Source organism: Colidextribacter sp. OB.20 (assembly GCF_009911595.1).
Lineage (GTDB): Bacteria > Bacillota > Clostridia > Oscillospirales > Oscillospiraceae > Lawsonibacter.
Genome location: NZ_QWKG01000090.1, coordinates 1 through 13,315, shown reverse-complemented (window position 1 = coordinate 13,315; position 13,315 = coordinate 1). Strand labels below are relative to the sequence as shown.

The following is a 13,315-nucleotide window of genomic DNA, read 5'->3' as shown; positions in this document are numbered from 1 at the left end:
TTTTGTTACCCATCCCCGCCGAAAAACTACAAAATTTCTTCGGCGTTTTCTTACAATTTCATATCGGCGTTGACAGTGGTGATCCAGTCGATCGGGGCCCCGCACCCTTTACAAGTGCTCACGGGCTCGCCTCCTTCCCGCCGATGGTGATAACCAGGACCGGGGCCGGGTCGTCGCTCGGCCATATCTCCGGCCATTCGTCCAGGTCCAGGGCGAGGCGTTCGACCACGTTGTCCCCGCATACCTCCACGCAACGGGTAGAGCGGAGCTCCTGGGCCGTTCCTCCGGCCACACCCTCACACTCATGCGGGCCCATGCGGTGGACTATAAAGACGCGGTCCCGCTCCTGGAGGACAGCGAGGATGGCGGCCAGTGTCACGCAATCCCGCCGAGTTTCGGCCATTTCTTGACCGCCTCCTCTCTCAAAGCCTCCGCCGCCGCGGCCCCGAAAAGCTCGAAAACTGTCCGGGAGGTGTTTGCCGCCGAGTGCTCCGCCTTGATATGTTCCGGCGATCCCTCGGGATAGAGGGCGAGGTCCGCCGCCGCGAGGAGGAAATAGCCCCGGAGGGTGGTCAAAATGTTGTCGTTCTGCGTCGGCATGGTATAGCAATCTCCTTTCAGTCGAAAAGTGATATTTGATCGTCCTCCGCCGCAAAGCGGGCGTCGAGTTCCGCGACGGTTGCGGGTTTTGTAAATTTTCGCGGGCTCGCCGGGTCCAGGGCGAGGAGCTTTTTCCATAGTTCCGGGTGTTCTGCGCGGAGCCGTCGAAATTCGTTTATCCTCTGATTGTGGCAAAACCAGCACCCGAGGCGGGTCCGCCCTTTTTTGTATGCTGGGGATAAAAAGCCCTCACGTTTGCAAATATCAAATGCTCCGGCCTCTGTGATCCCTTGCTCCACGAGCGGCAGATATTTCCCGTCGACCGTTTTCTTTTTTACCCGCTTTTTTCGTCTGCGGCAATGCCTACAATCGAAACATACTCTCCGGCGGTCTTTCTCCAATGTTCGATAGGCGGTATTTTCAACGATCCGTTACACCACGGAGCCCACAAACTCGGGAATCCCCATATTTGCCCTTTGTTTTTTGAGCATTTGCGCGATTTTACGGTATAAAAACACTCGCAATATGTTCTTTTTTCCTGGACGATCGTCGTTTTTATCCCGTAACGGCTTTTTAAGAGCGGGATCGCCGTACAATGGATAAATTCCTCGTGTTCCGGTAGCTCCACCGACGTTTCGCGGTCGAACATGATCCGGCAATAGACCGCCTCGTCGATATGTACCCCGGCCCGCTCGGCGGCCACAATCGCCGCGAGGCTGTCCTTGCCGAATGAGCACGACGCGACATAGTTCATTTTGGTATAGCAATCTCCTTTCCTGTCAGTTTGCCGCGGCCCGCTCGCCCCGGCTCTTGATGTTCCTCTCAAAGGTCCGCTGTGCGACCTCGGCGCTATACACCCGCCGACCGTACTCGTCTACGGTCCCGTTGTAGCCGTTCTGGAGTTCGCGGTAAATTGTGGCTACATGGTAGCCGACTTTCTCGGCAATCACCGCCGCCGGAGCGCCCCCGTTGTGTAGTCTCTCAATTTCCGCCCGCTCACTCGGCCCGAGATAGCGGAGTTTCCGGCCCATGTTCCCCGGCCTCCTTTCCCTAAAACATAAAAAAATGAAGTGCGTCGAGGTCTTTCGACCTTTCGCACTTCAATAGTAAATCAACATTCTTTTTGCATACAAGGCTTTTTTAGTTGCCTTTCTCGCCCAATAGTGGTACAATAGGTCGATATTGTATAGGCGTCCGCAAAAACGCCCAAAAATAAAGGAGCAAAGACACATGGACGAAAAGAAAGTAATGCTCTCCGGCATCCAGCCCAGCGGAGACCTGCATCTGGGCAACTACCTGGGGGCCATCAGGAACTGGGCAGCCCGGGCCGAGGAGTATGACTGCTACTATTTCATGGCGGACATGCACACCATCACCGTCCGTCAGAACCCTGCCGACCTGCGCCGGCGCACCCTGGAGCAGCTGGCCCAGTATATTGCCTGCGGCCTGGACCCGGAGAAGAACACCCTGTTCATCCAGTCCCACGTCCCCCAGCACGCCGAGCTGGGCTGGGTGCTCAACTGCTACACCATGTTCGGCGAGCTCAGCCGCATGACCCAGTTCAAGGACAAATCCGCCAAGCACAAGGACAACATCAACGGCGGCCTGTTCACTTACCCCTCCCTCATGGCAGCGGACATCCTCCTCTACCAGCCCGATTTTGTCCCTGTGGGCGAGGACCAGAAGCAGCATGTGGAGCTCACCCGAAATATCGTCCAGCGGTTCAACGGCATCTACGGCGAGGTGTTCAAGATGCCTGAGCCCTTCATCCCCAAGACAGGAGCCCGGGTCATGGGTCTGACCACTCCGGACAGCAAGATGTCCAAGTCCATCCCAGAGGGCTGTGTTTTCCTCATGGAAAAGCCGGAGGACATCCAACGCAAGTTCAAGCGGGCCGTCACCGACAGCGACACGGAGAATCCGGTACGCTACGACCCCGCCGGCAAGCCCGGCGTAGCCAACCTGATGAACATCTACGCCGCCGTCACCGGCAGGAGCTTTGACGAGATCGAGGCGGAGTTCGCCGGTCAGGGCTATGGCAAATTCAAGCCTGCCGTGGGCGAGGCGGTCATCGAGACCCTGCGCCCCATCCGGGAGGAGGCTGCCCGCATTCTGGCGGACAAGGCCTATCTGGAGGGGGTCTACAAGGCGGGGGCGGAGAAGGCCTCCTATGTAGCCAACAGGACTCTGCGCAAGGTATATAAAAAGGTGGGCTTTGTAGCCCGGTAACCCGCAGGGGCGGCGCCCCGCCGCCCCGCTCTATTTTGGGCCGCTGAAGGCGGCGGACCCTACGCTCACGTTTACCCACAGATACAAAGAGGTTCTATTATGATACAACTCTCCTCTGTAGGGCTGGCTCTGGCCGCCCTGCTGGCCGCCGCGCTGGTGGCTCTGATTTCCACTCCTGTGGTCCGCTCCCTGGCTTTCCGTGTGGGGGCGGTGGACGTCCCCAAGGACGCCCGGCGGATGCACGACCACCCCATCCCCCGCATGGGGGGCCTCGCTATCTTTTTCGGCTTCATCCTCAGCGTGCTCATCTTCCTCCCTCTCACTCCGGAGCTGCGGGGGATGCTGCTGGGCGGAGTGGTCATCGTCATTCTGGGTGTCTTTGACGACATCTACGCCCTGCCCGCCCTGCCCAAGCTGCTGATTCAGATCGGGGCCGCCCTCATCGCTGTACTCCACGGCAGCTGCATTTACACCCTGTCCAACCCCAACATATTCAGCCGGGAGCTCTACTGGAACCTGGGCATTCTGTCCATCCCCATCACGGTGCTGTGGATTGTGGGTATCACCAACGCCGTCAACCTCATTGACGGACTGGACGGCCTGGCCTGTGGTGTGTCCACCATCAGCTCCATGACCCTGCTGGTTATCGCCCTCATCGTCTCCGAGCCCGACGTGGCCATTCTCATGGCCGCCCTGGCCGGGGCCTGTATCGGCTTTCTCCCCTACAACCTGAATCCGGCCAAAATTTTCATGGGGGACACCGGCTCCACTTTTCTGGGCTTCATCCTGGCGGTGGTATCCATTCAGGGACTGTTCAAGTTTTACACCATCATCTCCTTCGCCGTCCCCTTCCTCATGCTGGGCCTGCCCATCTTCGACACCTGCTTCGCCATCCTGCGCCGGGTGGCCCGGGGCCAGTCCCCCATGCAGCCCGACCGGGGGCACATCCACCACCGGCTCATTGACATGGGCTTCTCCCAGAAGCAGGCAGTGGCGGTGCTCTATATCATCAGCGCCATTCTGGGTCTGTCCGCCGTGGTGCTCACCACCATCGGCGTGGTGCGGGCCATCCTGTTTCTGGTGGCCCTGTGCGTGGCCGGGGCGGTGGCGGCCAACATCTACCTGAGCCACGCCGGCGGCGGCGAGCCGCCCAAGGACCCCCGCCCGCAGGACATCCCCTCTGGCGGAAGCCGGGTCGCCCGGCCCCGCCAGTCCCAGCCCACAGACACGGAGAAGTTTTTTGGCGAAAAGGAGCGCTCAGACAAATGAACAAGATCAAGGTCATGACCGTGTTCGGCACCCGGCCGGAGGCTATCAAGATGGCCCCCCTGGCGATGGAGCTGGCCCGCCGTCCCGAGCTCGAGGCGGTGTGCTGCGTCACTGCCCAGCACCGGGAGATGCTGGACTCGGTGCTGGACATCTTTGGGCTGAGGCCCGACTTCGACCTGAACATCATGCAGCCCCGGCAGACCCTGTCCTCCATCACCTCCAAATGCCTGACCGGGATGGACCGGGTCCTGGAGGAGGCGGCGCCCGACCTGGTGCTGGTCCATGGGGACACCTCCACCACCTTCGCCGGAGCCCTGGCCGCCTTCTACCACAAGATTCCCGTGGGCCATGTGGAGGCCGGCCTGCGTACCTATGACAAGTGGTCCCCCTACCCCGAGGAGATCAACCGGAAGCTGGTGGGGAGCATCGCCGACCTGCATTTCTGCCCCACCACCACCAACCGGGAGAACCTGGTCCGGGAGAACATCACCGGAGGGGTGTTCCTGACGGGCAACACCGTCATTGACGCCCTTCAGACAACGGTGGTAAAGGACTTCACCTTTGCGGAGGCCGTCCTCAACAATTTAGATTATGTCAACCAAAAGGTGATTCTGCTCACCTGCCACCGGCGGGAGAACTACGGCCAGCCTATGGAGAACATCATGTCCGCCCTGGCCCACATCGCCCAAGCCCATCCCGAGGCCGAGCTGGTCTACCCGGTCCACCTCAGCCCGGTGGTGCAGGAGTGCGCCCACCGGCACCTGGACGGAATTGCAAATGTCCACCTGACCCCCCCGCTGGATGTGCGTGAGATGCACAATCTGATGGCCCGGTGCTATCTGGTGATGACCGACTCGGGCGGCCTCCAGGAGGAGGCCCCCGCCCTGGGCAAGCCGGTGCTTGTCCTGCGGAAGGAGACCGAGCGTCCCGAGGCGGTGGCCGCCGGGACGGTGAAGCTGGCGGGGGTGGACTATGGCCCCATCGTCGAGCTGGCAGACCGGCTGCTGTGCGACCCCGGGGCCTATGCCGAGATGGCCCACGCTGTCAACCCCTACGGGGACGGGCAGGCCTGCCGCCGCATCGCCGATGCCATCGCCTGGCACTTTGGTCTTCGCAAGACCCCGCCGGAGTCCTTTGGGGCCTGATACGTAGGGGCGGCCTCCGCACCGCCCATGATTGTTTTCCTGTCCCGCAGGCGGGGCGGCACAGAGACCGCCCTGCTAAGGAGGTGAGGTCTTTGGAACAGAAGAAACGGCTCGTCATTGCGGCCGCCATCGTCGCGCTGATGGCGGCTGCCATGTTCGCCAGCTTTGGCCGCAGCCTCTTTGCCCTGAACACCCCTCAGGTGATCCTCCCCGCCCCCAGCGCCGGGCCCGGGGGCATCTCCGGTCCGGATGGCCCGGACCAAAATTATCAGCAGGTGGAGGTCACCACCCAGACGGTTACCGGCGTGGTAGCCACTCTGACCCGGCCCTCCAGCTGCTACCGGGAGCTGACGGTGGAGACCTTCTGGTCCGGGGGCTCCTCCGTTACTCAGGTCCAGACCTGGACCGACGGCGGCTGGAGCCACAGCCGACAAACCCTGCCCTCCGGCGCGGTCCGCCACGACCTCACCGACGGAAAGGACCTGTACTACTGGTACGACGGCTCCCAGCAATATGAGCGGACCCAGGCGGACGAATACTCCTCCGACCTGGCCCAGCATATTCCCACCTATGAGACTGTCTTAGAGCTGAACCCCGGTGAGATTACCGGCGCCGGCTACGAGATCCGCGGGGAGCTGCCCTGCGTCTATGTGGAGGTCCGGCGGTCCGGCCAGCTCCAGCGGTTCTGGGTCAGCGTGGACAACGGCCTGCTGGTCTCCGCTGAGAGTGAGGAGGACGGTCAGCTCATCTACCGCATGACAGCCTACACCCCCGTTCAGTCCCCCTGCCCCAGCGACGCGTCCTTCGCCCTGCCTGGCGGGGAAGCCCTGCACACGGTGGGCGAGTAGATCACCCCTCCTCCCCCAGCCCCATCAGTACCGTCAGCCCCAGGGCAATGGCCAGCTCGGGCTCATCCCCCTCTGCCAGGAGGTAGAGGGCGATGAGCAGAAGCAGGATATCCCCGCTGTCCAGCCGGTCCAGCCGGGCCTTTTTCAACAGGCCGGACAGGCCCTCCTTTCCAGAGAGAAAATCCGGAATCCGGAAGGGCGCCGGGCGGACGCCGCCCCCCGCCGGGGCGCTCTGAGGGCGCTCCACAGGGAACGCCGGCTCCTCAATGGGGGTATAGGACATATCCTCCGGGATATAACGGTTATACACGCTCCCCCTCCTTCCCCCTCGCCGCGCCCAGGGTCACGCGGACCAGCTTGACCGTGCGGGCGAGCTGGAGGGCCCGGTCCAGCCGGGCCTGACGCTCCTCCTTCAAGAAGGGGCGCAGGGCGCTGAGCAGGGCGGCGTTCCGGCTGTCGGTGCTCTGACTCTGGCGGAGGGCCTCCATCCCCATCTGGAGCATCTTGGGGTCTACCTGTCCCAGAAGGGCGGACAGATCGGGGACCGGCGGGGCAGCTTCCCCCTCCGCCGGCACATATGTAGCTTCCCCTGGCTCTTCGGCCCCCTCCGGAGCGGGCGGCGTCTCCTGCGGCCCCCCAGACAGGGAGCGGGCCAGGGCCATAATCTGACTCATGGCCTCCTGGTTGCCCAGGATGGAATTCAGTTGTTCCTCAAAGCCCGCCATGGGAAACACCCCCTTCTCTCCGCACCCTGTCTGTAGGGGCGGACATTGTCCGCCCGCTCTTCTGATACACACCGCATGATCGTGCGGGCGCACAATGTGCGCCCCTACATGGCGGCATGAGTCCTGATGATTGTCATATCCGGTGGATGATATCCGCCCCTACTCCAGCCCGGCCTGTTTGGCCTGAGCGCCGATGCGGTCCACCAGCTCGGCCCCCTCCTTGCTGCGCATCAGCTGATCCATAATGGTCATCAGCTGGCTGGGGTCCCCCGCCGCCGCCTGCTTGGCCGCCTGCTGGACCTCGCCGCCCTGCCGTCTCAGAAGCTCCATCAGCCTCTGGGCGTCGCTGGACTGGGCCAGCTGCTCCACCGCTTTCCGGTTCTTTTCCGATAATTTCATAGTCAATTCCTCCCACTGCGCTGACTAATCCAGTATATGCAATAAAAAGGCCAGGTGACACAGTTTGAAGCTTTTGGTTTTTTCCGACTCCCACCGCTCCCTGTCCGGGATGTATGCCGCCATCGACCGTTGCCAGCCCCAGCAGGTCATCCACCTGGGGGATATGATGTATGACGCGGAGGAGGTGGCGGAGCACTACCCCAGGCTGCCCTTCTGCATGGTCCCCGGCAACTGCGACGGCTGGGGACTGGCCGTCCCGGTGAAGAAGAACATCACCCTGGGGGGCAAATCCATCCTCCTGTCCCACGGCCACCGCTGGAACGTCAAGAGCGGCTATGACGCCGCCATCGCCGACGCCCGGGCAGTGGGGGCGGACATTCTCCTCTTCGGGCACACCCATATCCCCCTCCTGGAGCAGCTGGAGGACGGCCTGTGGATGATGAACCCCGGCCCCGCCCGCTCCAGCTTTGGACTGATTGAAATTGAGAACGGGGAAATCAGCTGTTCTCTGCTACAGACAAAATGATCCCCCGACCACTAAGGTGACATTCCATGAAAAAAGTCCTCTATATCCTGTTCCACCGCTCGGTATTTATGACCCTGGCCCTGGTGGCCCAATTTGCCACCCTCTTCGCCATGGTATCCATCTTCTCCGAGTATACGGAGGTTTTCTACTGGTGCTGCATCGCCATGAGCGTGATGGCCGCCTTCGCCATTGTGGGAAGCCGGATGGAGCCGGGCTATAAGATCGCCTGGCTGATTCTTGTCCTCCCCTTCCCCGTCTTTGGCGGCATCTTCTACCTGCTGGTGGGCGGAGGCTATGTCCCCAAGCGGACCCAGAGGCGGATGCAGGGCATGGTGGAGAAGTCCGCCGCCGCCCTGAAGGAGGATTTTAAGGCCGACGACCTGCTCCCTCTGGGGGGCGACGCCGCCGGGCAGGCCAGCTATCTGGAGAATCGAGCCGCCTGTCCCGCCTACACCAACACCGAGACGGAGTATTTCCCCCTGGGGGACAACGCCTTTCCCCGGATGCTGGAGGAGCTGGAAAAGGCGGAGAAGTATATCTTTCTGGAGTACTTCATCATCCAGCCCGGAGTCTTTTGGGACAGCATCCTGGCCATTCTGGAAAAGAAGGCCGCCCAGGGGGTGGAGGTCCGGGTGCTCTATGACGACTTTGGCTGCATGTTCACCCTCCCCCGGGACTACAACGAGACCCTGATTAAAAAAGGCATCCAGTGCCGGGTGTTCAACCGGCTCATGCCGGTGATGTCCCTGCGGCTGAACAACCGGGACCACCGGAAGCTGCTCATCATCGACGGCAGGGTGGGCTTCACCGGGGGGATCAACCTGGCCGACGAGTACGTCAATCTCCAGGAGCGGTTCGGCCACTGGAAGGACAGCGCCATCCTCCTGGAGGGGGACGCCGTCTGGTCCATGACAGTGATGTTTCTCACCATGTGGGACTACATCGCCGGCTGGGACGAGGACTTTGAGCTCTTCCGCCCTGCCCTCGCCCCGGTGCGGCCCTGGACGGGCTACGTCCAGCCCTACACCGACACCCCCCTGGACCGGGAGGCGGTGGGGCAGGCTGTCTACCTCAACATGATCGCCAAGGCGAAAAAGTATATCTATATCACCACCCCCTACCTCATCATCGACGTAGCCACCAACACCGCCCTGTGCAACGCCGCCAAGTCGGGCGTGGAGGTGTGTATTATCACCCCCCATATCCCGGACAAGCGCTATGTCTTTGAAGTCACCCGGGCCCACTACCCTCCCCTGCTGGAGGCCGGTGTAAAAATTTATGAGTACACCCCCGGCTTTATCCACGCCAAAAACTTTATCGTGGACGACCGCTTCGCCACCGTGGGCACCGTAAACCTGGACTACCGCAGCCTGTTCCTCCACTTTGAGGACGGCGTCTGGCTGTGCGAGGCCCCCTGCATCCAGGATATTCGAAAGGATTTTGAACAGACCCTCCAGCGCTCTGAGCCCAGCTCCCTGCGCCAGTTCAAGCACCTGAATATCCTCCTCCAGCTCTATCGCAATGTCCTGCGCATCTTTGCGCCGCTGATGTAAACACTCAGGGCCGCCCGATGGGCGGCCCTGTTTTGTTAAAAAGCTGATATCCCGAAAAAATTCACTTGCTTAATTGGAAAATATGCGCTACAATAGGAGCACAAGGCAAACTAAGGCAGGACGTGAGAGACTCGCACTCCCCCACGCCCCTATGCAGGTCCATACCACCTACACAACAGCATTGCTGCGCCAGCCCTTATTATATCGGATACATCCCCTTTTTACAAGGGGCGGTTTTTTAGGGTTTGTGTCTGACAGTCGCGGTGTGGGGTATTTTATCCTGCGCCGCTTTTGTTTGTCTTGGCGGAAGTACCCAACGGGGGCCGGGAGGTCCCTCCCCCAGGGTACGCGCCGCCGAGAAAATAAAGGAGAGGAAGAAATCACATGAAAAAGAAAATCCTATCCCTTGCGCTGACTCTGGCCCTCTGTCTGGGGCTGACTGTATCCTCCTCCGCGGAAAAAGCGATGACTTATGAGGATGAGTTCAACCACTTTTTCCGGTTGACCAATGTACAGCAGGTAGCCGACGATTGGAACGGCCTGGGGCTCGGGCTCCCAATCACCTGCTACAAATCGGCAGAGATTACAACCATCGCCGATGTTACTTACTTCCATGCTCTCCCTATAGATGAGGACGGTAATAGCGGGGAAGAGATTCCAGTAAGCAGCCTGGTCGAGTTTGACTATCCTCCCCACCCTGAGAAGTTCATCAAAGCAGGGGCAAAAATTACCCTGAGCGAACCTGGGTGGTATCAGGTATTCGCCGGCGTCTGTACAAACGACCATCAACCAAAAGGAAATGGCGGCGGGGAACTGGAAGGTGTAGACTTCTTTATCACCGTTCTGGATGAGGATGTCCCTACTTCTGCTGATCCCCAGCCCACCACGCCCCCCGCCCTCGTGGTGGAGGACATCCCCGCCAGCGGCACGGCAGTAGCCAGCACCCAGGCGGTAGAGGTGGACGGCAAGAAGGTGGAGTTCCAGATGTACGCCCTGCTGGACGCCAACGGCAACGGCACTAACTATGTCAAGCTCCGGGATCTGGCCCACGTCCTCAACGGCACCGCCGCCCAGTTCGCGGTGGGTTACAGCAACGCGGCGGGCATCACCCTCACCTCCAGCCAGCCCTACCAGGGCAACGGCTCGGAGATGACCACCCCCTTCTCCGGCGACCGGGCCTACACCGGCGGCGGACAGTCCGTCCAGGTGAACGGCAATGCGGTGGAGATGACGGCCATCAACCTGCTGGACGACGCCGGAGGCGGCTACAACTACTTCAAGCTCCGTGACCTGGGCACAGCTCTGGGCTTCAAGGTGGACTGGTCCGCCGCCCGGGGCATCTACATCGAGACCAAATAAAGCAGGTATCCCCGCCGGTCAGGCGGGGATACCGTTTTTTACCGGCAGCAGCCTCCGCATATGCTGCCGGACGCGCTGCTGGTTGTGGTGATGGTGTTGGGCGGGAAGAACTCGTCCACGGGGAACTGGACATGGCGGAACATATCGCAGGGGTCCTCCTGGCAGTGGTCCTCACCGCAGCTGCAGTCCTTGGTGGGGATGCAGTAGTCGTAGGCCGGGATGAGCAGCTGGGTGTCCCGCTCCATCCGGATGATGGAGAACTGGCCCAGGGTGACAAAGACCCGGTGCTGATCGCCTGCGGTAACCAGCTCGTCGCCAAAGCAGGCGGCTACCGCCGGGGGGACGTCCAGACAGCCGCAGTCGCACAGGCGGCAGTCGCAGACGTCCAGCAGCTTCAGGTTCAGGATCAGCGGGTCCACCGCCTCCACCACCGCAGTAGGCAGGTTGGACTGAGGCACGCACTGAATCTGGCACTCGCCACCGTCAGAGCTGAAGCTCTTGGAGCCGCTCTCACTGCCGAAGAGCACAGCCCGCTTGCTGAACACAGCCAGGCCGCAGACCTGCACCGGGCGGGCGGCGCCCACAAAGGCGTCGGCGGTGATGCGGTAGAAATACCGCACATCCACAGTAAAGAAGCCCCGGTTGAAGCTGACGGGTTCCACATCAATGTACGCATAGAGCAGCTCGGCGGACCCCGCCTTAATGGACTGAGCCCGGTCGATTACCTCCTGGGAACAGCGGGTGGGATAGACGCGCAGGTCCTCGACACAATCCTTATCGGAAGATATAGCGCTTTATAGATTATATAAAACCAGATATCTACTACCTATTACCTATGATAGCACAGATTATTCCCGTCCCCTGACCACCATAGACATAACCTCCTGCCGGGTAGCCAGGTCGCAGGGGCGGGAGCCGTCGGTGATGCCCAGCTCCACCGCCTGGGCCAGCTCGTCCTCCCCCCACTCCGGGACCTGGGCGGCCAGTTCGGCCCGGTACTGCCCCATATACTGCTTCCACTGCTCAAAGCTCAACATTTCGTCATCTTCTCCTTTCATGGTCCTGGCCACGTCGGCCCGGACATCGTCCATAGTTTTTCCCATCTTGGGGAACCAGTGAAGCACATCGGCGTGACCAGAGCCAAGACCCAGCCTGTAGCTGTCCTGATGGCAGAGGATCACGGGCACCTTGACGCCGTTGTATGTAACAGTGCCCTGCGGGTTGAGATTGTAGAGCTTGCACAGATATGCTGTCAGCTCCACCGCCTCCCGGTAGACCTTGCCGAAGTAGACCGGATCATTAAGCGCATCCTCACAAATCTCAAACTGTATCCAGCCGTTATTGCAGGAGCCCTTTTTCCCGGAACCGCAGCCCCAGGCCTTCTTATTCCACTCGCCCGCCTGGACGCAGGACACATCGCCGCTGGTCAGCTTGCCGATCCATGCGTGGACGCCGGCTTTTCTTACGATATGGTTCCAGTCATTGTGGTTCTTGTTAACCCCCAAAAGCTTCAGCAACTGCTCCCGGTCCGGGGCGTTGTCGTCTGGCTGGACATACCGGCTTATATATGGGTTATTTGCCCCGGTAGAGTGCCAGAGGACGCCCCGCACAGTGACAGTCCCCACACTTTTGTACCAGGTGCTTTGTCGCATAAAACACTGGAGAGGGGGATGTTCCGGTGTGTACTTCATTTCTTCTCCTCCAGCTGACGGTGAAGCCTCAGCACAGCCCCTTCGATAGCGGCGTTCAGCTCATCTTCCGAGACGGTATAGCCTTTCTCCTCCAGAAACTGCATGACATACTCTTTTTTCTCCGGTCCCTGGGTGGCATAGAAAAGCTGCTCAGCGGCGGCCACGGCGATCTCCACCCAACGTAGGAAGTCTTCTCGGTCCTGAGCTGTGGTGTTTCGTTTTACCCAGGGGATAACGAAGGCGGTGATTAAAGCAGCTACCAGCGCGATAAAAGCGTTGATTACAGGGGTCAGGTCAGTCATTTGAATCATCCTTCCTTTTCTTCTTGTCTAAAATGGTTTTCGCACACAATATCAGCAGCTCTCCGCCGAAGAAAGCGAGAATCACCTCCAGCAGCTTTGAGGGGTCGTGGCCGGTACGGGAGAGAATCCGAAGAGCGTAAGCGGATGCCGCCGTCCCGCAGACCATGCACCACAGCACCATGAGCTTGGCGAACAGGTGGTTGATGCTCTGGAGCGTGTTCAGCAGTTTTTTCACAGCCCGATTCTCCCCAGCACCACGCCAATCACAGCGGCCAGCACCAGCCAGATGGAGCTTTCTTTCAGCTTGTCCAGCAGTTTGTTGGGTTTATCGTCCTGAACCTCCCGCCAGGAGACCAGCTTGTCCAGTTTGGCGTCCATCCCCTCCAGACGAGTGGCAAGGGCGGTCTTATCCTGTTCCAGGGCGTTCAGCCGCTCAAACATTTCCTTGTGGGTCTTGGTTGACCCGTCCCGGTAGCGGTCGAATTCTTTTTCGAGGCTGTCTACACGTGCGTTTACCGAACAATCACTACAGTTTTCGCTCAACACTCACACCTCCTTACTACAAAATTCCACCGGGGCCGTGGAGGCTGCTACGGTGTAGTTTTGGTTAGATTCTTCCAGTTCGGGGGTCAGCACGGTGGGAAAATCAATAGTGGCCCGGTCGGTTAC

Annotated in this window: 19 protein-coding genes; 7 read left to right on the top strand and 12 right to left on the bottom strand. The window is 60.3% G+C overall.

Annotated elements, in window-relative coordinates; genetic code table 11:
• Nucleotides 1-118 precede the first annotated feature (118 nt).
• The 4 genes from D1641_RS17360 to D1641_RS17345 form a co-directional block, all read right to left on the bottom strand.
• Entirely contained in the window at nt 119-403 is a 285-nt protein-coding gene (locus D1641_RS17360; protein ID WP_160667967.1) for a hypothetical protein, read from the bottom strand.
• Nucleotides 376-600 (bottom strand): hypothetical protein, encoded by a 225-nt coding sequence (locus D1641_RS17355; protein WP_160667965.1) that lies wholly within the window; start codon nt 598-600, stop codon nt 376-378. Before D1641_RS17355 ends, D1641_RS17360 begins: the two co-directional genes overlap by 28 nt.
• A 334-nt stretch (nt 601-934) precedes the next feature.
• Nucleotides 935-1,354, bottom strand: coding sequence for a hypothetical protein (locus D1641_RS17350; protein ID WP_160667963.1), 420 nt, complete (start codon nt 1,352-1,354; stop codon nt 935-937).
• A gap of 25 nt (nt 1,355-1,379) precedes the next feature.
• Nucleotides 1,380-1,631 carry a helix-turn-helix domain-containing protein gene (locus tag D1641_RS17345; RefSeq protein ID WP_160667961.1) on the bottom strand — a complete coding sequence of 84 codons (252 nt, stop codon included), beginning with the start codon at nt 1,629-1,631 and terminating at the stop codon, nt 1,380-1,382.
• Between the two features lie 199 nt (nt 1,632-1,830).
• On the opposite strand from D1641_RS17345, the gene trpS reads away from it, so the two are divergent.
• From trpS to D1641_RS17325, 4 genes are all read left to right on the top strand, one after another.
• On the top strand, nt 1,831-2,829 hold the full coding sequence (gene trpS, locus D1641_RS17340; RefSeq protein ID WP_160667959.1) for a tryptophan--tRNA ligase: 999 nt from the start codon (nt 1,831-1,833) through the stop codon (nt 2,827-2,829).
• Nucleotides 2,830-2,928: 99 nt separating this feature from the next.
• Nucleotides 2,929-4,098, top strand: a complete 1,170-nt coding sequence (locus D1641_RS17335; protein ID WP_160667957.1) for an MraY family glycosyltransferase — start codon at nt 2,929-2,931, stop codon at nt 4,096-4,098.
• Nucleotides 4,095-5,243 carry a UDP-N-acetylglucosamine 2-epimerase (non-hydrolyzing) gene (gene wecB / locus D1641_RS17330; RefSeq protein ID WP_160667955.1) on the top strand — a complete coding sequence of 383 codons (1,149 nt, stop codon included), beginning with the start codon at nt 4,095-4,097 and terminating at the stop codon, nt 5,241-5,243. Before D1641_RS17335 ends, wecB begins: the two co-directional genes overlap by 4 nt.
• A 92-nt stretch (nt 5,244-5,335) precedes the next feature.
• Complete coding sequence (locus D1641_RS17325; protein WP_160667953.1) at nt 5,336-6,091, top strand: hypothetical protein; 756 nt, start codon at nt 5,336-5,338, stop codon at nt 6,089-6,091.
• A 1-nt stretch (nt 6,092) separates the two neighbouring features.
• Here the strand turns inward: D1641_RS17325 and D1641_RS17320 are convergent, their stop codons facing one another.
• The 3 genes from D1641_RS17320 to D1641_RS17310 form a co-directional block, all read right to left on the bottom strand.
• Nucleotides 6,093-6,401, bottom strand: coding sequence for a hypothetical protein (locus D1641_RS17320; protein WP_160667950.1), 309 nt, complete (start codon nt 6,399-6,401; stop codon nt 6,093-6,095).
• Nucleotides 6,394-6,816 carry a hypothetical protein gene (locus D1641_RS17315; RefSeq protein ID WP_201757422.1) on the bottom strand — a complete coding sequence of 141 codons (423 nt, stop codon included), beginning with the start codon at nt 6,814-6,816 and terminating at the stop codon, nt 6,394-6,396. The genes D1641_RS17320 and D1641_RS17315 overlap by 8 nt, the downstream gene beginning before the upstream one ends.
• Before the next feature lie 159 nt (nt 6,817-6,975).
• Nucleotides 6,976-7,215 (bottom strand): hypothetical protein, encoded by a 240-nt coding sequence (locus D1641_RS17310; RefSeq protein ID WP_160667948.1) that lies wholly within the window; start codon nt 7,213-7,215, stop codon nt 6,976-6,978.
• A gap of 64 nt (nt 7,216-7,279) precedes the next feature.
• Here D1641_RS17310 and D1641_RS17305 point away from each other — a divergent pair, with 64 nt between their 5' ends.
• The 3 genes from D1641_RS17305 to D1641_RS17295 all read left to right on the top strand — a co-directional run bounded on the left by D1641_RS17305 (nt 7,280) and on the right by D1641_RS17295 (nt 10,653).
• Nucleotides 7,280-7,741 (top strand): YfcE family phosphodiesterase, encoded by a 462-nt coding sequence (locus D1641_RS17305; RefSeq protein WP_160667946.1) that lies wholly within the window; start codon nt 7,280-7,282, stop codon nt 7,739-7,741.
• A gap of 26 nt (nt 7,742-7,767) precedes the next feature.
• A complete protein-coding gene (gene cls / locus D1641_RS17300) occupies nt 7,768-9,294 on the top strand; it encodes a cardiolipin synthase (protein ID WP_160667944.1) in 1,527 nt (508 codons plus the stop codon).
• Between the two features lie 384 nt (nt 9,295-9,678).
• The gene (locus tag D1641_RS17295) at nt 9,679-10,653 is read left to right on the top strand and encodes a hypothetical protein (RefSeq protein WP_160667942.1); all 975 of its coding nucleotides are present in this window, start codon (nt 9,679-9,681) and stop codon (nt 10,651-10,653) included.
• Between the two features lie 38 nt (nt 10,654-10,691).
• On the opposite strand, the gene D1641_RS17290 is transcribed toward D1641_RS17295, so the two are convergent.
• From D1641_RS17290 to D1641_RS17270, 5 genes are all read right to left on the bottom strand, one after another.
• Nucleotides 10,692-11,315 carry a hypothetical protein gene (locus D1641_RS17290; protein WP_347707467.1) on the bottom strand — a complete coding sequence of 208 codons (624 nt, stop codon included), beginning with the start codon at nt 11,313-11,315 and terminating at the stop codon, nt 10,692-10,694.
• A 186-nt stretch (nt 11,316-11,501) separates the two neighbouring features.
• Nucleotides 11,502-12,344, bottom strand: a complete 843-nt coding sequence (locus D1641_RS17285) for a peptidoglycan recognition family protein (protein WP_160667940.1) — start codon at nt 12,342-12,344, stop codon at nt 11,502-11,504.
• Complete coding sequence (locus tag D1641_RS17280; protein ID WP_160667938.1) at nt 12,341-12,646, bottom strand: phage holin, LLH family; 306 nt, start codon at nt 12,644-12,646, stop codon at nt 12,341-12,343. The genes D1641_RS17285 and D1641_RS17280 overlap by 4 nt, the downstream gene beginning before the upstream one ends.
• Nucleotides 12,639-12,881, bottom strand: coding sequence for a hypothetical protein (locus D1641_RS17275; RefSeq protein WP_160667936.1), 243 nt, complete (start codon nt 12,879-12,881; stop codon nt 12,639-12,641). The genes D1641_RS17280 and D1641_RS17275 overlap by 8 nt, the downstream gene beginning before the upstream one ends.
• Nucleotides 12,878-13,189, bottom strand: a complete 312-nt coding sequence (locus tag D1641_RS17270) for a hypothetical protein (protein WP_160667934.1) — start codon at nt 13,187-13,189, stop codon at nt 12,878-12,880. Before D1641_RS17270 ends, D1641_RS17275 begins: the two co-directional genes overlap by 4 nt.
• Between the last annotated feature and the right edge of the window lie 126 nt (nt 13,190-13,315).

Excerpts from the sequence above, each read along its gene's own strand:
- D1641_RS17360 (WP_160667967.1), bottom strand. The coding sequence starts at position 403 with ATGGCCGAAACTCGGCGGGATTGCGTGACACTGGCCGCCATCCTCGCT.
- D1641_RS17355 (WP_160667965.1), bottom strand. The coding sequence starts at position 600 with ATGCCGACGCAGAACGACAACATTTTGACCACCCTCCGGGGCTATTTC.
- D1641_RS17350 (WP_160667963.1), bottom strand. The coding sequence starts at position 1,354 with ATGAACTATGTCGCGTCGTGCTCATTCGGCAAGGACAGCCTCGCGGCG.
- D1641_RS17345 (WP_160667961.1), bottom strand. The coding sequence starts at position 1,631 with ATGGGCCGGAAACTCCGCTATCTCGGGCCGAGTGAGCGGGCGGAAATT.
- trpS (WP_160667959.1), top strand. The coding sequence starts at position 1,831 with ATGGACGAAAAGAAAGTAATGCTCTCCGGCATCCAGCCCAGCGGAGAC.
- D1641_RS17335 (WP_160667957.1), top strand. The coding sequence starts at position 2,929 with ATGATACAACTCTCCTCTGTAGGGCTGGCTCTGGCCGCCCTGCTGGCC.
- wecB (WP_160667955.1), top strand. The coding sequence starts at position 4,095 with ATGAACAAGATCAAGGTCATGACCGTGTTCGGCACCCGGCCGGAGGCT.
- D1641_RS17315 (WP_201757422.1), bottom strand. The coding sequence starts at position 6,816 with ATGGCGGGCTTTGAGGAACAACTGAATTCCATCCTGGGCAACCAGGAG.
- D1641_RS17310 (WP_160667948.1), bottom strand. The coding sequence starts at position 7,215 with ATGAAATTATCGGAAAAGAACCGGAAAGCGGTGGAGCAGCTGGCCCAG.
- cls (WP_160667944.1), top strand. The coding sequence starts at position 7,768 with ATGAAAAAAGTCCTCTATATCCTGTTCCACCGCTCGGTATTTATGACC.
- D1641_RS17295 (WP_160667942.1), top strand. The coding sequence starts at position 9,679 with ATGAAAAAGAAAATCCTATCCCTTGCGCTGACTCTGGCCCTCTGTCTG.
- D1641_RS17285 (WP_160667940.1), bottom strand. The coding sequence starts at position 12,344 with ATGAAGTACACACCGGAACATCCCCCTCTCCAGTGTTTTATGCGACAA.
- D1641_RS17280 (WP_160667938.1), bottom strand. The coding sequence starts at position 12,646 with ATGACTGACCTGACCCCTGTAATCAACGCTTTTATCGCGCTGGTAGCT.